Origin of the sequence: Shinella sp. 838, from assembly GCF_029623935.1 — a bacterium.
Taxonomy (GTDB): Bacteria; Pseudomonadota; Alphaproteobacteria; order Rhizobiales; family Rhizobiaceae; genus Shinella.
In genome coordinates, this window is record NZ_JARSBQ010000001.1 from 294,146 (window position 1) to 316,911 (window position 22,766).

The following is a 22,766-nucleotide window of genomic DNA, read 5'->3' on the forward strand; positions in this document are numbered from 1 at the left end:
CGCGATCAGAAGAACCGATAGAAGAACAGGGCTGTCTCCCGCGTCCCGGGGGACAGCCCTTCGTACAGGTGCCGGTCATAGCCGCCGAGGGTAAAACCCTGGCGCAGATAGAACCGGCAGGCGGTAACATTGGTCGTCTGGGTTTCGAGACGAATACCCGGCAGGCCGTTGTCCTTCGCCCAGTGAAACGCCTGCTGTATCAGGCGCTGTGCCGCGCCTGTGCCACGCCACTCCGTATCGACGGCGATGTCATCGATGAAGGCGAAATTGTTCCATCCCTTCGAGAGCACGATATAGCCGACCGGCGCCTCGTCCCCGACAACGACGAAGAGCGCCTTGTCCTCGTCGTTCAGGTCGGCTTTGAGGTCATCCGCGTCGAAGCCGTAGCTCTTGGCATAGGGCTCCACAGGCCGGGCCTGCGCCAACCAGTCGCCGTCGAAAGGTGGTACAGCTTCGCGGGTGACGAGGAAGGAAAAGTCGCAGGCACCGAGGATCGCGATGTCTTCCGGTGCGGCGAGACGGATTTTCACACGTCCTCCGGCCGGTCCTTGGGATCGAACTGGATGATGGTGATCCAGTCGGCGGTCAGGGCGGGCTTTCGTTCGTCCTCGATCTCCACTGAGACGTCATAGCGGATGGTCACCATGCCGGCACCGCGAAAGCGCGCTTCGGCGAGAACGAAGCGGCCGCGCACACGCGTTCCGCTTTTCACCGGCGTCATGAAGCGGACCTTCTCGAAGCCGTAGTTGATGCCCATCGTCTGCTCGACGATGCGCGGCACGCAATCGTAGTTCATTGCTGAAAGCAGTGAGAGCGTCAGGAAGCCGTGCGCGATCGTGCCGCCGAATGGCGTTTCCGCGGCTGCCCGCACGGGATCGGTATGGATGAACTGGTGGTCTTCCGTCGCTTCGGCAAAACGGTCGATCATCGTCTGGTCGACCGTGAACCAGCGCGACAGGCCGAGTTCGGTGCCGACGAGGGTGCCGATGTCCTTCAGGTGAATGGTCTCTGGCATAGGGTTTTCCTGCCGCTCGATGCGCGCCTGGATTCGGTATTCTCGCAAGAGCGCGGCGCGTTTGCGCGACATGCTTTAGAGAGATGGTTTGTCCGGACAATGAAGATCAGTGCTTTTCGACAAAAATCTCGACGCTGCGGGGATGGATGAGGCTGGTCGCGGGATGGTTGGTGGAAAGCAGGTTCGTCCAGTCGCGTCCCTCCGGTGGCGGCAGGGCGAGCGCCTGCTCACCATGCGTCCGGTTGATGGCGATTGCGAGATGGACGATCCGCTGCTGCTGTAGATCAGGCGTCTTGAGGATGGCAAGCAGGGTTCCGGCGAACGGCGCTTCCCAGTCGCCGACCGTCATCGGGGTGCCTGCCAGTGTCCGCCATTCGATATCGCCGGTGCCGCTCCAGAAGGTCGTTTCCGTGAGAGCGGGGAAACGCTTGCGAATGGCAGAGAGCATGGCGGTGTGTTCGATCAGACCGTCGTCGAGCCGGTCCCAGTGCATCCAGGTGATGGCGTTGTCCTGGCAATAGGCGTTGTTGTTGCCGTTCTGGCTGCGTCCGCCCTCGTCGCCGGCCGTCAGCATGACGGTGCCGCGCGAGAGGAAGAGGCTCGCCAGCAGCGCCTTCACATCCGCCCGGCGGCCCGAGAGCACCGCGCCGTCCGTCGTCTCGCCCTCGGCGCCGTTGTTCCAGGAATGGTTCTCGTTGTGGCCGTCGCGGTTGTCCTCGCCGTTCGCCTCATTGTGTTTCACCGTATGGGAGACAAGGTCCATCAGGGTGAAGCCGTCATGGGCGGCGAGGAAATTGACGGAGCGGGTGCGGTCGCCGCCGTGGCGGGAGAAGATGTCGGAAGAGCCGGCAAGCGCGGTGACGAAGGCACCGAGTCGGTGGCTGTCACCGCGCCAGAAGGTGCGCGTGTCGTCGCGATAGCGGTCGTTCCATTCGAGGAAGGGTTCCGGGAAATTGCCGAGCTGGTAGCCGCCGGGCCCGATGTCCCATGGTTCGGCGATCAGCACGCGGTCCTTGAGCAGCGGGTCGGCGCAGATTTCCGAGAGCAGCGCGGCCCTTGCGGAAAAACCGTCCGCCTCGCGGCCGAGGATGGTGGCAAGGTCGAAGCGGAAGCCATCGACGCCGGCATGGCGCACGAAATGGCGCAGGCTGTCGAGCACGAGCTGGCGTACGATCGGGTGTTCCCCGGCGATGGTGTTGCCGCAGCCGGTGTCGTTGATCAGCTCGCCGGGGCGGCCCTCCACATGGCGGTAATAGGTGAGGTTGTCGAGGCCGCGCATGGAGAGCGTCGCGCCGTGGCGGTCGCTCTCGCCGGAATGGTTGAAGACGAGGTCGAGGATGACGCCGATGTTTTCGGCGCGCAGTGCCGCGACGGTGTCGGCGAGTTCCTTCATGCCGCCGGGAACGAGGCGCGGATCGAGCGCCATCAGCGCGATCGGGTTGTAGCCCCAGCTGTTGGAAAGACCGAGAGGCGGCAGATGGCGTTCATCGATCCAGGCGGTGATCGGCATCAGCTCGACGGCATCGACGCCGAGGCGCTTGAGATGGGCGAGCACGGCGGGATGGGCAAGCGCGCCGACGGTTCCGCGCACCGCCTCCGGCACGTCGGGGTGCAGCATGGTGAAGCTGCGCACCGCTACCTCGTAGACGAAGCCACCGGGGCGGAAGAGCGGCGCTTTTACATCGACCGGCCGGTTTCGTGTGACGATGGCCTTCGGCACGATATCCGCCGTCTCGACACCGAAGCGGGTGAGGCGGCCGTCGTGCACGAAGGGGCGGTCGATTTTCTTGGCATAGGGATCGACGAGCAGTTTTGTCGGGTCGAACCAGAGGCCGTGGTCGGGGGAATAGATACCATCGGCGCGGAAGCCGTAGCATGTTCCAGCGGTCGCGCCTTCGACGAAGACACGGTGGAAACCGTTCTCGTCCCGCCCCATTGCGAGGCGGGCGAGTTCCTTGTCGCCATTGTTGTCGAACAGGCAAAGCTCGACCCGGCCGGCGTTGTGCGAATAGACCGCGAACTCCACCCCGTCCCCGGAGAGCGTGGCGCCCGGCGCGAAGGAAGGGGCGGTGATCGTCATCTCAGGTGATCACGGTCGGCGCATCGCGGCCGGTTCGGGTCTTGATGCCGGCGATCTCGTCGGCGACGGCGATGAGGTCGGCGAGAGCTTCCTGCGTGTCGATGTCATGGCGCGCGGCGTCGGGCTCGAAGCGCTCGATGTAGACGCGCAGGGTCGCGCCCGAGGTGCCGGTGCCGGAGAGGCGGAAGACCACGCGCGAACCGGCTTCGAAGAGGATGCGGATGCCCTGGTTCTTGCTGACCGACTGGTCCACCGGGTCGTTGTAGGCAAAATCGTCTGCCGTTGCGACGGTGAGGGAGCCGAAGCTCTTGCCGGGAAGGGTGGCTAGCTGGTCGCGCAGGTTCGCCACAAGACCGTTCGCGGCATCGGTGTCGACTTCCTCGTAGTCGTGACGGGAATAGTAGTTGCGGCCGTAGGTCGCCCAGTGCTGCTCGACGATGTCGAGAACGCTTTCCTTGCGCACGGCGAGAATGTTGAGCCAGAGCAGCACGGCCCAGAGGCCGTCCTTCTCGCGCACATGGTCGGAACCGGTGCCGGCGCTCTCCTCGCCGCAGATCGTGGCAAGGCCGGCGTCGAGCAGGTTGCCGAAGAATTTCCAGCCGGTCGGCGTCTCGAAAATGCCGATGCCGAGTTTTTTCGCGACGCGGTCGGCGGCGCCCGAGGTGGGCATGGAGCGCGCGATGCCGGCGAGGCCCTTGGCATAGCCGGGCGCAAGATGGGCGTTGGCGGCGAGCAGCGCCAGGCTGTCGGACGGGGTGACGAAGATGCCCTTGCCGATGATCAGGTTGCGGTCGCCGTCGCCGTCGGAGGCGGCGCCGAAGTCCGGCGCGTCGTCGGCCATCATCGTCTCGTAGAGCGCGCGGGCGTGCACGAGGTTGGGGTCCGGGTGGTGGCCGCCGAAGTCCGGCAGCGGCATGAAGTTGAGCACCGAGCCCTTGGTGGCGCCGAGGCGGTTTTCGAGGATCTCCTTGGCATAGGGGCCGGTGACGGCGCTCATGGCGTCGAAGACGACGCGGAAGCCGCCGGCGAGCAAGCCGCGGATCGCGTTGAAATCGAAGAGCTGTTCCATCAACTCGGCATAGTCGGCGACGGGGTCGATGACGGTGATCGTCATTCCCTCGATTTCGTGCGTGCCTTCGAGGTCAAGATTCACGTCGGCGACGTCGGATATCTTGTAGCTGTCGATGACCTTGGTGCGGGCGAAGATCGCGTCGGTGATCTTTTCCGGCGCCGGGCCGCCATTGCCGATATTGTACTTGATGCCGAAGTCTTCCGTCGGGCCGCCGGGATTGTGGCTGGCCGACAGAACGATGCCGCCGAAGGCCTTGTATTTGCGGATGACATTGGACGCAGCGGGGGTCGAGAGAATGCCGCCACGGCCGACCAGTACGCGGCCGAAACCGTTGGCGGCGGCCATCTTGATGGCTAGCTGGATGACCTCGCGATTGTAGTAGCGGCCGTCGCCGCCGATCACCAGCGTCTGGCCCTCGAAGCCTTCCAGCGAATCGAAGATCGCCTGGATGAAGTTCTCCGCATAGTTCTTCTGCTGGAAGACGGGGACCTTCTTGCGCAGGCCGGACGTGCCGGGCTTCTGGTCGGAATAGGGCGTGGTCGATACGGTCTTGATGGTCATCGGCTTACACTCGCGAAAGTAGGCTGGAATAGAGGTCGGCATAGCGCGCGGCGCTGTTTTCCCAGGAAACGTCCGACTTCATACCCTGGTTCTGGATGCGGCCCCAGATTTTTGGTTCGCGCCAGGCCTTGAAGACACGGCGCAGCGCCTGGCGCAGGCCCTCGGCATTGATCGGGGTGAACTGGAAGCCCGTGGCGACGCGGGCGGAAAGGGCGGCCTCGTTGGCGTCGATGACGGTATCGGCAAGGCCGCCGGTGCGCGCGACGACCGGGATGCAGCCGTAGCGCAGGCCATAGAGCTGGGTGAGGCCGCAGGGCTCGAAGCGCGAGGGGATGAGGATCGCGTCGGCGCCGGCCTGCATGAGATGCGACAGCGGCTCGTTGTAGCCGATGACAATGCCGATGCGGCCGCGATGGCGGGAGGCGGCCGCGAGCAGGGCGCCCTCGAGGCCCTGGTCGCCGGAACCGAGCACGGCGAGCTTGCCGCCCTGATCGACGATCCAGTCGGCGATTTCGGCGATGAGGTCGATGCCCTTCTGCCAGGTGAGGCGGCTGACGACGCAGAAGATCGGGCCGTCGTCCTGTTCGAGATTGAACCGTTCGGCCAGTGCCTGCCGGTTGACCGCGCGCTGTTTCAGCGAGCCGGCGGCATAGGGGCGGGCGATCTGGCTGTCGGTTTCGGGGTTCCAGACGGTGGTGTCGATGCCGTTGACGATGCCGACGAGGTCGCCGGCGCGGGCATTGATCAGGCCTTCGAGCCCCATGCCATAGTCCGGCGTCATGATTTCGTGGGCATAGGTGGGGCTGACCGTGGTGATCGACCAGGCGGTGCGCAGGCCGCCCTTGAGGAAGCCGACATCGCCGTAATACTCGAGCCCGTCGACGGTGAAGGCTTCCGGCGGCAGGCCGAGGCCCGGGAAGATATCGGCACCGAACTGGCCCTGGAAGGCGAGGTTGTGCACGGTGACGATGGTGGGAATGTGCTGCAGGCCGGTATAGCGCATGTAGACGGCCGTCATTGCCGCCTGCCAGTCATGGGCATGCACGATGTCCGGCCGCCAGTCCGGCAACAGGCCGCGGGCGATTTCCGCGCCTGCGAAGGACAGGGCGGCGAAGCGCTGCCAGTTGTCCACGAAATCCTTGCCCGTGGCGTCCGTATAGGGCCCGCCTGGCCGGTCGAAGAAACCGGGGGCATCGAGTACGAGGATATCGAGGCCCTCGTGCACGGTGGCGAGGATGCGCGCAGGTTCGCCGAGAAGGTCGTCGAAGGTGGCGACCACCTCGACGCTTCCCAGCCGCTGCATGACCGCGGGGTAACCGGGCATGAGCGTGCGCATGTGCGTTCCATGCCCGGCGAGTGCGATCGGCAATGCGCCGGCGACGTCGGCGAGGCCTCCCGTCTTGACCAGCGGGAATACTTCGGATGCCACCGAAAGGATGTTCATGAGGACGACTAGAGCTCCAGCTTGTCGATCATGGGTTGGGTGATGAGGCAGATGCCGCCTTCCGACCGGCGGAAACGCTTGGCGTCGAGCACCGGGTCCTCGCCGACGACGAGGCCTTCCGGAATGACGACGCCCCTGTCGATGACGACGTTCCTGAGATTGGCATGGCGGCCGATCATGACGTTGGGCAGCACGACGGCGCCTTCGAGACGGGAATAGGAGTTGGCGCGCACGCCCGTGAAGAGGAGGCTGCGATGCAGCGTCGAGCCGGAGATAATGCAATCGCCGGAGACGAGCGAGGAGATCGCCGAGCCGCGGCGGTTCTCGTCGTCATGCACGAACTTTGCCGGCGGCTTGATCTCGGCGAAGGTCCAGATCGGCCATGAGCTGTCGTAGATGTCGAGTTCCGGGGTGATGTCGGTGAGGTCGATATTGGCCTGCCAATAGGCATCGACCGTGCCAACGTCGCGCCAATAGGCCTCGCGCTCGAAATCGGAGCGCACGCAGGAGGCAGTGAAACGATGGGCGACGGCTTTGCCGTGCTCGACGATGTAGGGGATGATGTCCTTGCCGAAATCGCGGCTCGACGTCGGGTCGGCGGCGTCGCGCCGCAGGAGGTCCATCAGGAACTTCGTGTGGAAGACATAGATGCCCATGGAGGCGAGCGCCATGTCGGGATTGCCGGGGATGCTCGGCGGATCGGCTGGCTTCTCCACGAAGGCGATGATCTGGTCCTTGTCGTCGACATGCATGACGCCGAAGCCGGTTGCTTCCATGCGCGGCACTTCCAGGCACCCGATGGTGACCTGCGCGCCGGAATCGACGTGCTGCTGGAGCATCAGCTCGTAGTCCATTTTATAGATATGATCGCCGGCGAGGATGACCATGTATTCGACGCCGTAGTCTTCGATGATGTCGATATTCTGGTAGACGGCATCGGCGGTGCCCTCGTACCACTGTGTTTCGGACACACGCTGGCTGGCGGGCAGGATATCGAAGCTCTCGTTGCGCTCGGGGCGGAAGAAGTTCCAGCCGCGCTGCAGGTGACGGATCAACGAATGCGCCTTGTACTGGGTGGCGACGCCGATGCGGCGGATACCGGAGTTCAGCGCATTGGAGAGGGCGAAATCGATGATGCGCGCCTTGCCGCCGAAATAGACAGCGGGCTTGGCGCGCCGGTCTGTCAGTTCCTTGAGGCGGCTGCCGCGACCCCCCGCCAGAACATAGGCCATCGCGTCACGGGCGAGGGGTTGAATCCGCTTTTGCTCCATAGTGTCCTCCCGACAGTCGAATTTATGCGTCCAGCTCGAGCATCAGCGTCGCCAGCGGCGGCAGGGTGATCGTGGCTGTTATTCTTCCATTTGCCTGTTTCTTGGCCTGTACGGCGCCGCCGTTGCCCTTGCCGCTGCCGCCGTAGATTTCGGCGTCGGTGTTGAGAATTTCCCGCCAGCGGCCCTCCACCGGAAGCGGGACCCCATAATTCTCGCGATAGACGGGGGTGAAGTTGGTGACGATGGCGATCGGCTTCTCGCCCGGCGCCTTGCGCAGCCAGGCGAAGACGGAATTCTCCCGGTCGTCGGCAATCAGCCATTCGAAGCCGTCGCCTTCGCAGTCGCGCGCATGCAGCGCCGCCTTGCGGCGGTATGTGCCGTTGAGATCCCGCACGAGCCGGCGCATGCCTTCGTGCAACGGATATTCGAGCAGGTTCCAGTCGAGTGCGCGGGCCTCGCTCCACTCCTGCCATTGCGCGAATTCCTGGCCCATGAACAATAGCTTCTTGCCGGGATAACCCCACATGAAGCCGTAATAGGCGCGCAGGTTCGCGAATTTCTGCCAGTCGTCGCCGGCCATCTTGGCGATCAGCGAGCCCTTGCCGTGCACGACTTCGTCATGGCTGAGCGGCAGCACGAAGTTTTCCGTGAAGGCGTAGAGCAGGCCGAAGGTCATGTCATTGTGGTGGAATTTGCGGTGCACCGGTTCGCGCGACAGATATTGCAGCGTGTCGTGCATGAAGCCCATGTTCCACTTGAAGCCGAACCCGAGGCCACCGTCGTGCACCGGCGCCGAAACCTTCGGCCAGGAGGTGGATTCCTCCGCGATGGTCAGGATGCCGGGATGGGCGGCATAGACATGGGCGTTCATCGACTGCAGGAAGCGCACGGCCTCCAGGTTCTCGTTGCCGCCATATTCGTTCGGCACCCATTCGCCGTGCTTGCGCGAATAGTCGAGATAGAGCATCGAGGCGACCGCATCGACGCGCAGGCCGTCGAGATGGAATTTTTCTGCCCAGTAGAGCGCGTTGTTGATGAGGTAGGACAGGACCTCGGCGCGGCCGAAATTGTAGATCGCGGTGTTCCAGTCCGGATGAAAACCTTGCCGCGGATCCTCGTGCTCATAGAGTGCGGTGCCGTCGAAGTGACCAAGGCCATGCGCATCGGTCGGAAAATGCGCTGGCACCCAGTCGAGGATGACGCCGATGCCCACCTTGTGGCAGCCGTTGACGAAGCGGGCAAAACCCTCCGGCTCGCCGAAGCGGGCGGTCGGCGAGTAGAGGCCGGTCGTCTGATAGCCCCAGGACGGGTCGAAGGGGAATTCCGAGATCGGCAGGAACTCGATATGGGTGAAGCCCATGTCGACACAGTAGGGGATCAGGCGGTTCGCCAGTTCGTCCCAGGTGAGGAAGTCGCCATTGTCGTTCTTCTGCCAGGAACCGGCATGCACCTCGTAGATCGAGATCGGCTGGCGGCGGGCGTCCGCCGAGGCCCAGTGCGCCAGGTGCGCCTTGTCCTCCCAGGCCTGGTCGATCGGCCCTGTCGTCATGGAGGCGTTGGCGGGGCGGAGCTCCGAGCGGCGGGCGAAAGGATCGGCCTTCAGCGGCAGGACCTCGCCGTCGATGCCGACGATCTCGTATTTGTAGGCATGGCCGGTGGTGATGCCGGGCAGGAAGATTTCCCAGATGCCTGTGTCGCGGCGTAGCCGCATCGCATTCCGCCGGCCGTCCCAGTTGTTGAAGTTGCCGACAATGGAGACCCGCTTGGCATTTGGCGCCCAGACGGCGAAGTGGAAGCCCTCGATGCCCTCGAGCGTCATTGGATGAGCGCCCATCTTGTCGAAGAGGCGAAGATGCGAGCCTTCGCGGATGTAGTAGTCGTCCATCGGGCCGAGCACCGGGCCGAAGGAATAGGGATCGACCACCACCCACTCGCCGCTGTCATTGCGTGCGCGGTAGCGGATCGGCTGAAGCTTCTTGAGGGAGACCTCGCCGGCGAAGATGCCGGCCGGATCGACCTGCGTCAGCACGCCGATCTCCTTGCCCGAGAGCGTCTCGGCGGTCACCTCTGCGGCGCCGGGCAGGAAGCAGCGGGCGACATGGCCGTCGCCGGCCGCGTGCAGGCCGAGCACTGCGAACGGGTCCCAGTGCCGGCTTTCCAAGATCGCGTCGATGTCTGCCTTCGCCAGAAGCTCTGACGGTCCCCCCGTCGTGCCTTTTTTCGGCGGTGCGGTCATCAGGCTCTCCAGATTTCCTTGGCGTATTGGCGAATGGTGCGGTCGGACGAGAACCAGCCCATGCGGGCCGTGTTGCGGATTGTCTTGGAGTACCAGGATGCCTTGTCGTTCCAGATGGCATCGACATCGCGCTGGGCTCTGGCATAGGCGTCGAAATCGGCTGCGACCATGAACCAGTCATGATTGTAGAGGCCATCGACGAGACCGGCGAAGCGGTTGCGGTCATCAGGCGAGAAAACGCCCGAGGAGATTGCGGCGAGCGCCTGCGACAGCTCCTTCGACTGCTCGATGATGGCGCGTGGATTGTGCCCCTCGGCCCTGACCTTCGCCACCTCTTCCGCCGTCATGCCGAAGATCACGATGTTCTCCTCGCCCACATGGTCGCGCATCTCGACATTGGCTCCGTCGAGCGTGCCGATCGTCAGCGCGCCGTTCAACGCGAACTTCATGTTGCCGGTTCCAGACGCTTCCATGCCCGCAGTGGAAATCTGCTCCGAAAGATCGGCGGCCGGCACCATGATCTCGGCGAGCGAGACGTTGTAGTTCGGAACGAAGACGACCTTGAGCAGGCCGCGCACCGCCGGGTCGTTGTTGATCACCTTCGCCACGTCGTTGGCGAGCTTGATGATCAGCTTGGCGTTGTGGTAGCTCGGCGCCGCCTTGCCGGCGAAGAGTTTTACCCGGGGAACCCAGTCGAGTTCCGGGTGCGAGCGGATCTGGTCATAGAGCGCCACGGCCTCGATGATGTTCAGCAGCTGGCGCTTGTATTCGTGGATGCGCTTGATCTGGATGTCGAACATCGCGGCGGGATCGATCCTGGCGCCCATGCGGCTGCCGACGAGATTGGCGAGGCGGTTCTTGTTCTCCCGCTTGATCGCGGCGAAACGCTCCTGGAAATCTCGGTTGTCAGCGAAGGCGTCGAGCGCCTTCAGCGCCTCGGCATCGTCCATGAAGGCATCGCCGATCGCTTCGCGGATCAGGTTGAAAAGCCCCGGATTACACTGCATCAGCCAGCGGCGTGGCGTGATGCCGTTGGTCTTGTTGTTGATGCGGTCGGGATAGAGCTTGTGCAGGTCGGCGAAGACCGTTTCCTTCATCAGTTCGGTGTGCAGTGCCGAAACGCCGTTGATCGAGTGCGAGCCGACGAAGGCGAGATTGCCCATGCGCACACGCCGCTCGCCCGATTCCTCGATCAGCGAGATGTTGCGGATGCGCTGATCCTCGAAACCCTTTTCCTTGCGTGCCACGACGAGAATTTTGGCATTGATCGCGTAGACGATCTGCATATGGCGTGGCAGCAGGCGCTCGAGCAGCGGCACCGGCCAGCTTTCCAGTGCTTCCGGCAGCAGCGTGTGGTTGGTGTAGGAGAAGGTGCGGTGGGCGATATCCCAGGCCGTATCGAACTCGATGCCGTGCACGTCGGTGAGCAATCGCACCAGTTCGGCGACGGAAATGGCCGGGTGCGTGTCGTTCAGCTGGATCGCCACGGCATCCGGCAGTGACGTGAAATCGGGATATTGCTGCAGGTGGCGGCGCAGGATGTCCTGCAGCGAGGCGGAGCAGAAGAAGAACTCCTGCCTGAGGCGCAGTTCCTGGCCGGCGGAGGTGGCGTCGGCCGGGTAGAGGACGCGCGTCAGGCTCTCCGCCTTGTTGCTCTCGCGCAGGGCGCCGATATGGTCGCCGGCATTGAACGCATCGAGCAGGATCGGGTCGATCGGGTTGGCGGCCCACAGGCGCAGCGTGTTGACGCGCTTGGCCCGCCAGCCGACGGCCGGCGTGTCATAGGCCGTCGCGATGACGCGTTCGGCCGGCTTCCAGACGAAGCGCTGCTTGTCTTCGCCGATATTGATCGTTTCCACGGCGCCGCCGAAGCCGATTTCGTAGGAGCTTTCGCGCCGCTCGAACTCCCAGGGATTGCCGTGGGCGAGCCAGGTTTCCGGAAGCTCCACCTGCCAGCCGTCCGCCATCTGCTGGCGGAAGAGGCCGTGCACGTAGCGGATGCCGTAGCCATAGGCCGGCACGTCGACCGTCGCCATGCTTTCCATGAAACAGGCGGCAAGGCGCCCGAGGCCGCCGTTGCCGAGGGCAGCATCCGGCTCCAGTTCGGCGATGATGTCGAGATCGACGCCGAGCGAGGCGAGCGCGTGGCGCATCTCGTCCATGATGCCGATATTCGTCATGGCGTCGCGCATCAGGCGGCCAATGAGAAATTCAAGCGATAGATAGTAGACGCGCTTTGCGCCCGTTGCATAGGTTCGGCGGGTGGAGTCCATCCACTTGTCGGTGATGCGATCGCGCGCGACGAGGATCGCCGCCGTCAGCCAGTCATGCGGCTTGGCCACTTTCGGGTCCTTGCCGATACGATATTTGAGGCGCTCCAGAAGCTCGGTCGCAAGTTGTTCGCGATCGGATGATCGGGGGGCGGGAGCGAGATCGTTGTTGGTAACCCGGTTCATCATTGGTGAACTTTGCCCCCTCGCATTCTGTGCGTCCGTTCTCGCGAAAGTCGCGTTTAAATCAATTTATGCATCTATCCGAAGCGCTTGCAACAGGCTTTTCTAGAAAGGCCGCATGCATTTTCGACATGCCTGAAACACGTTGAATATGCTAAAAAACCCGCTGGGCTGGCCCAGCGGGTTTTGCTTTTTCCTATAGCGGGATGCCGCTTATTTGGTCAGGCGGGAGACCACCGCGGAGGTCCGCTCGCCGATCACCTTGAAGGCCGCGACGAGGGCTGCCATGTTCTCGGCCTGGAAATAGTGCGAAGCGCTCGATGCACAATCCTTGAGCAGATTCTGGCCGCGGGTCGGTGCCATGAAGGCAACGGTGTAGACCTCCATGCCATCATTCTTGGCCGAGGTGCAGGTTGCCTTCGTGCTCGTGTCGTCGGCCGTGTTGTTGTTGTCGCCATCCGTCATGAGGACGATGTATTTGGTCGGAACCTGGCCGTTCTTATCCCTGTGAGCGGTGTTTTCGGACGCTTCCTTCAGCCTGTTGTAAGCCGTCTTCATGGCTGCGCCGGAGGCCGTGCCGCCATTGGCGTCGAGCTTGTTGACGTAGTCCAGCGAGCTTGTGAAGCCCCAGGCCAGCGCACTTGGTGTATAGCTCACCGAATCATAGGCGATGGTGCCTGTGCGCACGAAGGTGTCTGTCGGGTCGGCCGCCTTGAACTGGGTGAAGAGGCTTGCCACAGCGAGCTTCAGCGCGGCCATCTTGGAAACGTAGCACGGGCTCGTCGCCTTGGTCTTGGTGTTGCCCCAGTTCGATTCTGTCCAGTTGATGCAGGACTTTACCGCTGCGTCCTTCTCGTTGGTGATCCAGGCCATCGAGCCGGATTTGTCGAGCACGAGGAACATCGAGAGGGCGTTCTTCGATTCCGTCGCGCTTTCCGCCGAGCTTGCGGCGTTCATCGTGGTCTTCGTCTGGCCGAGAAGCCGCGTGAAGGGGTTGAACTTCATCTCGTAGCTTGTCGAGACGTTCACTTTGAACGATTTGCCGTTGCCGACCAGCGCCGTTTCGATGATCTCGACGACGGTCGAGGCATCGAAATCGTATTCTTCCACGCCATTTTCGTTGCCGTCCGAACCGCTCGTCCCTTCCGTCTTGGCCTTTTCCTCTTCCTCTTTGGTCGAGCCGCTCATCTGTGTCTTCAGGAAGCTCATCGCGATGACCTTCGCCTCGGAGATGCTCTTGCCGTCGTTGGCCAGTGCGGAGGCCGCCGCGAGGGCGGCCGCGTCGGCGGCGTCCTGCAATTCGGCTTTCTTCATGACCATGGTGGTCAGGTCGATGGCGACGCCACCGGCGGCCAGCATGACCGGGAAGACGAGCGCCGTCATCATTCCGAAATTACCGCCGCGGTCCCGCAGAAGGCGGGAGACCCAGGTCTTTCTTTCCGTATTCTTCGTCATGAGAACTCACCCACCATCTTCATAATGTGGGGGGAAGCTAGCAGCGAAGTGTTATTTAACGGTTCGGGTGCGTGGTATAGTTTTCGTAAAATTGCAAAGACCTTGAAAATCCGGTCTTCCCGGTTGTTTCCAAACGGGATTTACGCCGTCTGCCGCACCGGAATGACGTCGACCGCCTGGCTCGTCTTGTGCTGGCCGTAGCCCTTGAGCACGCCGATGACCGGGGCGACGTCGGCATAGTCGCGGCCGTAGCCGACGACGATGTGATCGGTCCCGGCGGGGATGTTGTTGGTCGGGTCGAGCTCCATCCAGCCGTTCACCCGGCCGCACCAGTAGCGCACCCAGGCATGCATGGCATCCGCCCCCTCCAGCCGCTCCTTGCCTGGCGGGGGGATGGTGCGCAGGAACCCGCTGACATAGCCGGCGGGAATGCCGAGGCTCCGGAGCGCCACGATCATCACATGGGTAAAGTCCTGGCAGACGCCGCGCTTCAGCTTGAAGGCCTCACGCGGGGTGGTGTCGACGTTGGTCGCCTTCGGATCGTAGGTGAAATCCTTGTGGATGCGCGCGCAGACGGCCGTGGCGATGGCGCGGATCGTCATGTCGGGTTTGACGATCGAGCGGGCGTATTCGGCGATCTCGGGGCAATCCTTCAGCCGCGGGCTCGGGCCGGTATAGTGGTGCGGCGAGCCGGCATCGAGCGACCAGTAGTTGGCGATATCCTCCGGCAGGTCGGCAACGCGTGGGGAAAAGTCGGCGGCCGGTTCCGGCACGTCGACATGCACGCGTGCCTGCATGCGGATATCCAGCCGCTCATGCGTATTGCGAAAGAGGATGGCGCTCATCGGGTTGTCGAAGAAGTCGTTGTGGTCGACCCGTTCGCCGGGGCCGGGTGTTACGCCCACCGTGCCGGCGACCAGCCGCTGGCGCCCGCCGATCGACAGCGGCAGCACGCGCACGATATGCCGGCCGCCGGAAACCGGCGTGTCGTAGAGGTAGCTGATATGGAGGTTGACGTCGTAGAGCATGGTTTCGGCGCCTCCCCCTCGCTCAGCTCAGATAGGTCTTCGCAAGAATGTCGGACAGCTTTTCGAGTTCCGCCTCGAAACGCTTGTACACCGCATCCGTCATGGTTTCCGGCGTCATCACCGCCAGGCCCGCATGCAGGCGCATCGCCTCGCGGTAGAAGGGCGACATCTGACCGTTGGCATAGGCGTTCGGCAATTGCTCGACTTCGTTCTTGATCTCGTTGAGCTGGTAGAGGATCGAGCGCGGGTTGAGCGGGTCGAGCGCGAGCAGGTCGGTGACCGTCAGGCGTGCGGTCGCGACATTGTAGCGGCGGCGGTGGGTCATGACGCTGTCGCCGATTTCCAACAGCATGTCGAGCGCGCCGTCGGGCGCGTCCTCGCCGGACATGTGGCCGAGCAGGCGCGTCATGTGCAGCCCGCGTTCGAGATAGCGGCCGATGGACAGGAAACGCCAGCCGGTGAAGCGGTACATGTTTTCATGCACGAGACCGGCGAAGCCTGCGAGCTTTCGCAACAGCACGGTCATGGCGCGCGTCGCGTCGTCGCCGGCCTGCACGTTGACGTGGAAGCGGCGCGCCGTCTTGGAAAGGTCGTTCAGCGCCAGCCAGCCATCCGGCGAGAAACGGTCGCGGATGTTGCTGGCGGAGAAGACGGCGCTGTCGATGTTGCGGATGAGGCTTGTCGGCACCGCCTCCGACGTATCGATGTCGAGCGCTTCGAGATAGTCGCTGACGTCCTTCAGCAGCGGTTGTTCCGGATTGGCATATTCGGCGTAGCGACCGTGCCAGGCGCGCAGGATGCGCAGCGCCCCTTCCGCCCGCTCGATGTAGCGGCCGAGCCAGAAGAGGTTGTCGGCCGCGCGGCTCGGCAGGCTGCCGGGCATGTTGCGGGTAAAAACCTCTTCGGCGGGCAGCAGCGACGTGCGCTCGACGGGTTTCGGGCTGACGATCCAGACGTCCGCCGCCGAACCGCCCTCCTGCATGGCGATGGCCGAGACATTGTCGCCGGCGCCGATGCGGGCGAAACCGCCGGGCATGATCTGCCAGCCGTCGCGCGTGCGGGCGGCGAAGACGCGCAGCGACATCGGCCGCGGCACGAGTTTCCCCTCGACGAAAGCCGGCGTGGTGGAGAGCGTCACGGCCTCTTGACCGACCAGTTTGGCACCGTCGGAGGCCAGCCATTCGGCGATCGATTGTTTCGCGGTGTCGCGCAGCGTCGAGCCGAGCACGGATTGTTCGTTGTCGTCGAAGAACGGCCGCGTGGAATAGGCCGGTCCGATGACCATGCGCTCGATATGAGCCGCGACATGTTCGCGCTCGCTCTTCTGGCCGCACCACCAGGTCGCGACGGAGGGAAGGAGCTGGTCCTCGCCGAGCAGTTGCCGACAGATGTTCGGCAGGAACGCGAGGAAGGCGCGCGTCTCGACGATGCCGGCGCCGAGCGCGTTGACGAAGGTGACGGAGCCGGAGCGCAGCGCCTCGACCATGCCGGGCGTGCCGATATGGGAGTTCTGGTTCAGCTCCAGCGGATCGGCGAAGGAGGCGTCAAGCCGCCGCCACAGCACGCCGATCGGTTTCAGGCCGGCGACGGTGCGCACCATGACCTTGCCGCCGACGACCGTCAGGTCCTCGCCCTCCAGCAGCATGAAGCCGAGATAGCGGGCGATATAGGCGTGTTCGAAATAGGTCTCGTTGGCAAGGCCCGGCGTCAGGACGGCGATGCGGTCCTCGGCCGATTTGTTGGCCTGCAGCGTGTTGCGGAAGGCGCCGAAGAAGCCGGCGAGGCGATGGGCGTGGGTCTCCGCGTAGACATCGGAGAAGGCGCGGGTGGTTGCCACGCGGTTTTCCAGCGCAAAACCGGCGCCGGAGGGAGCCTGCGTGCGGTCGGACAGCACCCACCAGTTGCCGTCAGGCCCGCGGCCGATCTCGAAGGAGACGAAGTGCAGGAAATGCTGGCCGGCAGGATGCACGCCGACGAGCGGGCGCAGGAACTCGCTGTTGGAGGCGACGAGGGCAGGAGGCAGGAGGCCGCTCGCGACAAGCTCGTTCTTGCCGTAGATATCGGCGACGACGGCCTCCAGCAGTTCGGCGCGCTGGATGAGGCCGCGGGAGAGGTTTTCCCACTCCGCTTCGTCGATCAGCACGGGAATGTGCGAGAGCGGCCAGGCACGGTCGGTGTTCGCCTCCTTGCCGTAGGCGCGGTAGAAGACGCCGGCATCGCGCAGATACCGGTCGGCGCGGGCGAAGCGGCCGGCAAGGTCGGCCTCGTCCATGCGGCCGAGCGCATTCAGGAAATGCCGCCAGACGGGGCGCACCTTGCCTTCGGTGTCGACCATCTCGTCGGCCACCTCGGGAAGCGGGGCATAGGCGTGAGCCGGCTCTTTCGCCGCACTGGCCGCCCTGCGTTCCGCCCCCATACTCGTGGTCTTCAATCCATTCACTCCTGGAGGAGGCTAAACACTAGATACCGGCGGGCCGGCGCAAATCCAGCGTCAGCGGGAAATCCGCCGGCGGGGTTTCCGGCCACAGCGTATAACCGCCCGCCCTGTGCCCCCAGGGCTCGAACCGTGCCAGCCGGCGCGCCTCGGCCTCGTTGCCGTTGACCGGAAAGGTGTCATAGTTGCGTCCACCCGGATGGGCAACGTGGTAAATGCAGCCTCCGATCGCGCGCCGTGACCATGTATCATAAATGTCGAAAGTAAGCGGTGTATTGACGGGCAGCACAGGATGCAGGCCCGAGGCCGGCTGCCAGGCCTTGTAGCGCACGCCGGCAACCGAAACGCCCCGCGCGCCGGCCTGCCTCAGCGGCACCGGCCGGCCGTTGCAGGCGACGGTGTAGCGCTCCGGATTGGTCGTCTCCAGCCTGACCTGCAAACGTTCCACGGAGGAATCGACATAGCGCACGGTGCCGCCGATGGCGCCCTGTTCGCCCATGACATGCCAGGGTTCGAGCGCCTGGCGCACCTCCAGCTTCGCACCCTCGTATTCGACCTCGCCGCAGAAGGGGAAGCGGAATTCGAGCTGGGCGGAAAACCATTCGGGGCGAAGGTCGAAGCCGTTCGCCTTGAGGTCGGCGAGCACATCGAGAAAATCCTGCCAGACAAAATGCGGCAGCATGAAACGGTCGTGCAGCGTGGTGCCCCAACGCACGAAGCTTCCTTTGGCCGGGGTCAGCCAGAAGCGGGCGATGAGGGCGCGGATCAGCAATTGCTGGGCAAGGCTCATGCGGGCGTTCGGCGGCATTTCGAAGCCGCGGAACTCGACGAGGCCGAGGCGGCCGGTCGGTCCATCTGGCGAGAACAGCTTGTCGATGCAGATTTCCGAGCGGTGCGTGTTGCCGGTGACGTCGGTCAGGAGGTTGCGGAACAGCCGGTCGACCAGCCAGGGCAGCGGCGGCGCGCCTTCGCCGGGGGCAGGCACCTGGGAAAGCGCGATCTCCAGTTCGTAGAGCGAATCGTGCCGGGCCTCGTCGATGCGCGGGGCCTGGCTGGTCGGGCCGATGAACAGGCCGGAAAACAGGTAGGAGAGCGCGGGGTGGCGTTGCCAGTGCAGCACGAGGCTTTTCAGCAGGTCGGGGCGACGCAGGAACGGGCTGTCGTTCGGGCTCCTGCCGCCGACGACCACATGGTTGCCGCCGCCTGTGCCGGTGTGGCGGCCGTCGATCATGAACTTGTCGGCGCCGAGGCGGGATTGGCGTGCCTCCTCGTAGACGGCGCTGGTGATGTCGACGCAATCCTGCCAGTCGGCGGCGGGGTGGATGTTGACTTCGATCACGCCAGGGTCCGGCGCGACGCGGACGACGTTCAGGCGCTCGTCCTGCGGCGGCGCGTAGCCTTCGATATGCACGGGCAGGCCTAGCCGCTCCACCGCGCGCTCGGCGGCCGTCACGAGGTCGAGATAGTCCTCGACCCGTTCGACCGGCGGCATGAAGATCGAGAGCCGGCCGTCGCGTGCCTCAACGCTCATCGCCGTGCGCACCGCGCCGACGATTTCGCTGCGCACCTGCTCGATGCGGTCCTGGCCGGCCCCGCTCGCCTGGAACGAGGCCTCGGCCATGGCGCGGCCGGGTTTGGAAAAATCCGGCAGCGGCGACTTGTCCTCGGAGGGATCGGCCGGGTTGATATAGGGATAGCTGGAGGGAGAGAGGTAGGGCAGGGCGCCGAGCGGCAGGCGGTAGCCGACGGGGCTATCGCCGGGCACGAGAAAGATCCTGCCGCGGCGCGTGCGCCATTTTTCGCTGATCCAGCGCCGGCCGGTGGCGCGGGCGTTCCAGGCCTGGATCGGCAGGATATGGCCGGTCGGCGTGGTGAGGCCGCGCTCGAAGACGCGGGCGATACGGCTGCGCTCTTCCGGATCTTCCAGCTTGGAGTTCGACGGATCGACATTTTCGGGAAGATTGCCTTCCTTGATGATCCACTCGGCGGGGTCCTCGTAGGCCGGCTGCACCATGTCGGGCTCGACGCCGAGCTCCTCGGCAATGCCGGTGAGCACGGCCTTGGCATCGGCCTCGCCGACGTTCGCATCGCTGCCCTCTTCGGCGATGAGATCGGGGTTCTGCCAGATCGGCTTGCCGTCGCGTCGCCAGTAGAGCGAGAAGGTCCAGCGCGGCAGGCTTTCGCCGGGATACCACTTGCCCTGGCCGTAATGCAGGAAGCCGCCGGGCGCGAATTTTTCGCGCAGGCGGCGGATCAGCGTGTCGGCCTTCTCGCGTTTGGTCGGGCCGACGGCGGCGGTGTTCCATTCCTCCGATTCGAAATCGTCGATGGAGACGAAGGTCGGCTCGCCGCCCATGGTGAGGCGCACGTCATTGGCGGTGAGCACGCTATCGACCTCGCGGCCGAGCGCGTTCAGCGCCTCCCAGCTCTCGTCGGAAAACGGCTTTGTAATGCGCGGGTGCTCGGCGACGCGCTTCACCGTCATGGCGAAGTCGAATTCGGTGTTCGCCTCGCCGAAATAGCCGCCGGATATCGGCGCGGCGTTGCGGTAGTGTGGCGTGGCGGCGAGCGGGATGTGGCTTTCGCCGGTGAGGAGACCGGAGGTCGGATCGAGACCGATCCAGCCGGCGCCGGGAAGATAGACCTCGCACCAGGCATGCAGGTCCGTGAAATCGACCTCGGTGCCCGAGGGGCCGTCGAGCGCCTTCAGGTCCGGTGTGAGCTGGATGAGGTAGCCGGAGACGAAGCGGGCGGCAAAACCGAGATTGCGCAGGATCTGCACCAGCAGCCAGCTCGAATCGCGGCAGGAACCGCGGGCAACCGTCAGCGTCTCCTCCGGTGCCTGCACGCCGGGCTCCATGCGGATGACGTAGCCGATCTCCTGCTGCAGCCGCGCATTGAGGCCGACAACCATGTCGACGGTGCGCTGGCGCGAGCGGTCGATCGTCTTCAGGAAATCTTCGAGCGCCGGGGTCAGCGGCTCGGGCGTGCGATAGATATTCAGGTCTTCGCTGAGGTCCTCCGGATAATCGAAGGGCCAGTGTTCGGCCTCCTCCTCCACGAAGAAGTCGAAGGGATTGTAGACCGTCATGTCGGCAATGAGATCGACCTCGATCTTCAGCTCCGTCACCGGATCGGGGAAGACGTAGCGGGCGAGGTAGTTGCCGTAGGGGTCCTGCTGGAGGTTCACGAAATGGTTTTCCGGCGAAACCTTCAGCGAGTGGCTGATGACCTTGGTTCTGGAATGCGCCGCCGGCTTCAGCCGGATGATCTGGGGTCCGAGGCGGACCGGCTTGTCGTAGATATAGTGGGTGAGGTGGTAGATACCGGCCTTGATCGACATGCGCGCTTTGATCCCCTCGGACGGTCTTCTGCCGTCATCGAGGGGAGTTTGTGCAATGCGAAGAAAGATTGCAAGCGCGATCGCCGCGCGCTTTCAAAGGATTACGCGATGCGCCGGAGCATGGGGCGCGCCGCCGGTGCCTCATGCGGGATTTCGAACTGGCCGACGAGACGGGCGAGCATCGCCGACTCGTCCGAAAGACGGTGCGTGACGGCGCTGCTTTCCTCGACCATCGCGGCGTTCTGCTGCGTGACCGTATCGAGCTGGCGGATCGTCGTGTTGATCTCGTGGATGCCGGCGGACTGGTCGCGCGCGGCCCGGGCGATTTCCTTGATCTCGGCGTCGATGGCATGGACCTTGCCGGCAATATCGCGCAGCACGCTGCCGGTCTCGCGCACGAGGCCCGCCCCGCGCGCCACCTCGCCGGCGGACTTGGTGATCAGCGCCTTCACCTCGCGCGCGGCGCTTGCCGTGCGCTGGGCAAGTTCGCGCACCTCCTGGGCGACGACGGCGAAACCCTTGCCGGCCTCCCCGGCCCGCGCGGCCTCGACGCCGGCATTCAACGCCAGAAGGTTGGTCTGGAAGGCGATATCGTCGATGACGCCGATGATGTTGCCGATTTCGCGCGAGGAGGTCTCGATCTTGCCGATGGCGCCGACGACATTGTCGACGACCTGTTCGGAAGCGGCGGAGCTTTTCTTGGTATCGGAGGCGAGGCGCTCGGCGACCGTCGTGCGCTCGGCGGCCGATTGCACGGCCTGGGTCATCTCGGCAAGCGCCGTCGCGGCCTCGCCGAGCGAGGCGGCCTGGCGCTCGGTGCGGCTGGAAAGCTGCACGAGTGCCTCCTGCATTTCGCCGGAATCGTCGCGGATGCGGTGGGTGTTGATGCGCACCGTCGTCATGGCTTCGGCGAGGCGTTCGACGGAGACGTTGTAGTCCGTACGGATGCGATCGAGCGCGGCAATGAAGGGCGTGTCGATCCGCCGGGTGAGGTCGCCGCTTGCGAGGTGTTGCAGCGCTTCGGCAAGGTGCTGGACGGCGGTTTCCGTCTCAGCGTCCTCGGCCGCTTTGGCGGCATCGCGGGCGGCACGTTCGCTTTCGGCGTCTTCGCGCATCGTCGCCGTTTCCTGTTGCAGACGTTCCTTTTCGATTGCCGCGTCGCGGAAGACGACGACGGAGCGGGCCATGTCGCCGATTTCGTCGCGACGCTCCTGGCCGTTGCAGGCGATGGTGGTGTCGCCGGCGGCAAGGCGCCCCATGTCGGAGACGAGGGCGGTGATCGGGCGCGAGAGGCGGCTGGCGAAGAGGAAGCCGACGGCGGCGGTGACGAGGAGCACGCCGAGCGAGATCAGCAGGGTCCAGTTGATGAGGCGATTGAGGCCGGCGAAAACCTCGCTGGAGGCCATGACGGCGGCGACCGTCCAGGTGTGGCCGAGGAAATCGAAGCGCGCGGCGGCGAGTTTTGCCTCGCGGCCGCGATGATCGGGAAGGGTCGCCTTGGCGATATCAGTACCGTCTTCGGCAGTCAGCAGGTCCGGTGCGATGCGCATGGCGAATATGTCGGCATCGGCGCCATGCGCGGGGCGGGTGAGGAGGGTGCCTTCGGCGTTCAGCAGCATGGCCTCGCCGGTTTCGCCAAGGCCGACCGGATTGTTCAGCCTGGCAGTGATGCGCTCGCTCGGCAGTGCGACGACGAGCACGCCGATCTTGCCGGCGACGGAGGAGACGGGCGCGGCGAGGAAGGCCATGGCGCGGCCGGCGGGGGCGTAGGCCTCGAAATCCCCGAAGGACACGATGGCCGTGTCCGTACCCGGTGCCGCCTCCGCGAAAACCCTGGCGAGACCGGTGTCCTTGAGCGTTGCGCCGCTCAAGACATTGCCGCCGAAATCGCCGTGTTTCTTCAGTGAATAGACGACGTCGCCGCTGAGGTTGACCAGCAGCATGTCGTCAAAACCCTGCGCCTCGGCGTTGCGCTGGAAGAAGCCGTGGTAGCGGCCGTGCAACTGGTCGAATTTATCGATCTCGGCGGATTTCAAGTCGGCCTTGCCGCCGTAGCGGCGTTGCAGTTCACCCGTGCGGTCGCTCTCGATGGCGCCTAGCGCGCCGGAAAAATCGTCGAGCGCCTTGGCGATCACCTTCTGGCCGGCAAGATCGCGCGTCTCCTTGACGACCGATTGCAGATATTGCGCCAGCTCGTTGCGCCGTCCGTCGGCCAACGTTTCGAGTTTTGTCATGGCGGCCGCGGTCGATTGGCTGGCGCTCAGCGTGAGGCTTGCGATGCTGGTCGCGGAAATGGCGATAACAGCCAGCAGCAGGGCTGCAAGCGAAAGCTTGATGGAAAGACGCATGGGATGATTTCTGAAAAAGATACGCA

Annotated in this window: 13 protein-coding genes; all 13 read right to left on the reverse strand. The window is 64.3% G+C overall.

What is annotated here, in order from left to right; all coding sequences use genetic code 11:
• Positions 1 to 5: 5 nt before the first annotated feature.
• Positions 6 to 530 (reverse strand): GNAT family N-acetyltransferase, encoded by a 525-nt coding sequence (locus P9A16_RS01375; RefSeq protein ID WP_023514818.1) that lies wholly within the window; start codon positions 528 to 530, stop codon positions 6 to 8.
• The gene (locus P9A16_RS01380) at positions 527 to 1,015 is read right to left on the reverse strand and encodes a MaoC family dehydratase (protein ID WP_023514817.1); all 489 of its coding nucleotides are present in this window, start codon (positions 1,013 to 1,015) and stop codon (positions 527 to 529) included. Before P9A16_RS01380 ends, P9A16_RS01375 begins: the two co-directional genes overlap by 4 nt.
• 106 nt (positions 1,016 to 1,121) lie before the next feature.
• Positions 1,122 to 3,095: a glycogen debranching protein GlgX gene (gene glgX / locus P9A16_RS01385; protein ID WP_023514816.1), complete on the reverse strand. Its 1,974-nt coding sequence runs from the start codon at positions 3,093 to 3,095 to the stop codon at positions 1,122 to 1,124.
• A 1-nt stretch (position 3,096) separates the two neighbouring features.
• Entirely contained in the window at positions 3,097 to 4,728 is a 1,632-nt protein-coding gene (locus tag P9A16_RS01390) for an alpha-D-glucose phosphate-specific phosphoglucomutase (protein WP_023514815.1), read from the reverse strand.
• Positions 4,729 to 4,732: 4 nt separating this feature from the next.
• The gene (gene glgA / locus P9A16_RS01395; protein ID WP_023514814.1) at positions 4,733 to 6,172 is read right to left on the reverse strand and encodes a glycogen synthase GlgA; all 1,440 of its coding nucleotides are present in this window, start codon (positions 6,170 to 6,172) and stop codon (positions 4,733 to 4,735) included.
• A gap of 8 nt (positions 6,173 to 6,180) precedes the next feature.
• Positions 6,181 to 7,443, reverse strand: a complete 1,263-nt coding sequence (gene glgC / locus P9A16_RS01400; RefSeq protein ID WP_024270891.1) for a glucose-1-phosphate adenylyltransferase — start codon at positions 7,441 to 7,443, stop codon at positions 6,181 to 6,183.
• Between the two features lie 22 nt (positions 7,444 to 7,465).
• Positions 7,466 to 9,679, reverse strand: a complete 2,214-nt coding sequence (glgB, locus tag P9A16_RS01405; RefSeq protein ID WP_023513434.1) for a 1,4-alpha-glucan branching protein GlgB — start codon at positions 9,677 to 9,679, stop codon at positions 7,466 to 7,468.
• On the reverse strand, positions 9,679 to 12,138 hold the full coding sequence (locus tag P9A16_RS01410) for a glycogen/starch/alpha-glucan phosphorylase (RefSeq protein WP_023513435.1): 2,460 nt from the start codon (positions 12,136 to 12,138) through the stop codon (positions 9,679 to 9,681). Before P9A16_RS01410 ends, glgB begins: the two co-directional genes overlap by 1 nt.
• A 207-nt stretch (positions 12,139 to 12,345) precedes the next feature.
• Positions 12,346 to 13,587, reverse strand: coding sequence for a vWA domain-containing protein (locus tag P9A16_RS01415; protein ID WP_024270890.1), 1,242 nt, complete (start codon positions 13,585 to 13,587; stop codon positions 12,346 to 12,348).
• A gap of 140 nt (positions 13,588 to 13,727) precedes the next feature.
• Positions 13,728 to 14,615 carry a transglutaminase family protein gene (locus P9A16_RS01420; RefSeq protein ID WP_023514257.1) on the reverse strand — a complete coding sequence of 296 codons (888 nt, stop codon included), beginning with the start codon at positions 14,613 to 14,615 and terminating at the stop codon, positions 13,728 to 13,730.
• Between the two features lie 22 nt (positions 14,616 to 14,637).
• Positions 14,638 to 17,031 carry a circularly permuted type 2 ATP-grasp protein gene (locus tag P9A16_RS01425; protein ID WP_037408075.1) on the reverse strand — a complete coding sequence of 798 codons (2,394 nt, stop codon included), beginning with the start codon at positions 17,029 to 17,031 and terminating at the stop codon, positions 14,638 to 14,640.
• 43 nt (positions 17,032 to 17,074) lie between these two features.
• Entirely contained in the window at positions 17,075 to 20,392 is a 3,318-nt protein-coding gene (locus P9A16_RS01430; RefSeq protein ID WP_024270889.1) for a transglutaminase family protein, read from the reverse strand.
• Positions 20,393 to 20,493: 101 nt separating this feature from the next.
• Positions 20,494 to 22,740 carry a methyl-accepting chemotaxis protein gene (locus P9A16_RS01435; RefSeq protein WP_023512847.1) on the reverse strand — a complete coding sequence of 749 codons (2,247 nt, stop codon included), beginning with the start codon at positions 22,738 to 22,740 and terminating at the stop codon, positions 20,494 to 20,496.
• Positions 22,741 to 22,766 lie beyond the last annotated feature (26 nt).

Bases quoted from the DNA above. Each gene is read 5' to 3' on its own strand.
- P9A16_RS01380 (WP_023514817.1), bottom strand. From the start codon at position 1,015: ATGCCAGAGACCATTCACCTGAAGGACATCGGCACCCTCGTCGGCACC.
- glgX (WP_023514816.1), bottom strand. From the start codon at position 3,095: ATGACGATCACCGCCCCTTCCTTCGCGCCGGGCGCCACGCTCTCCGGG.
- P9A16_RS01390 (WP_023514815.1), bottom strand. From the start codon at position 4,728: ATGACCATCAAGACCGTATCGACCACGCCCTATTCCGACCAGAAGCCC.
- glgA (WP_023514814.1), bottom strand. From the start codon at position 6,172: ATGAACATCCTTTCGGTGGCATCCGAAGTATTCCCGCTGGTCAAGACG.
- glgC (WP_024270891.1), bottom strand. From the start codon at position 7,443: ATGGAGCAAAAGCGGATTCAACCCCTCGCCCGTGACGCGATGGCCTAT.
- glgB (WP_023513434.1), bottom strand. From the start codon at position 9,679: ATGACCGCACCGCCGAAAAAAGGCACGACGGGGGGACCGTCAGAGCTT.
- P9A16_RS01410 (WP_023513435.1), bottom strand. From the start codon at position 12,138: ATGATGAACCGGGTTACCAACAACGATCTCGCTCCCGCCCCCCGATCA.
- P9A16_RS01415 (WP_024270890.1), bottom strand. From the start codon at position 13,587: ATGACGAAGAATACGGAAAGAAAGACCTGGGTCTCCCGCCTTCTGCGG.
- P9A16_RS01420 (WP_023514257.1), bottom strand. From the start codon at position 14,615: ATGCTCTACGACGTCAACCTCCATATCAGCTACCTCTACGACACGCCG.
- P9A16_RS01425 (WP_037408075.1), bottom strand. From the start codon at position 17,031: ATGGGGGCGGAACGCAGGGCGGCCAGTGCGGCGAAAGAGCCGGCTCAC.
- P9A16_RS01430 (WP_024270889.1), bottom strand. From the start codon at position 20,392: ATGTCGATCAAGGCCGGTATCTACCACCTCACCCACTATATCTACGAC.
- P9A16_RS01435 (WP_023512847.1), bottom strand. From the start codon at position 22,740: ATGCGTCTTTCCATCAAGCTTTCGCTTGCAGCCCTGCTGCTGGCTGTT.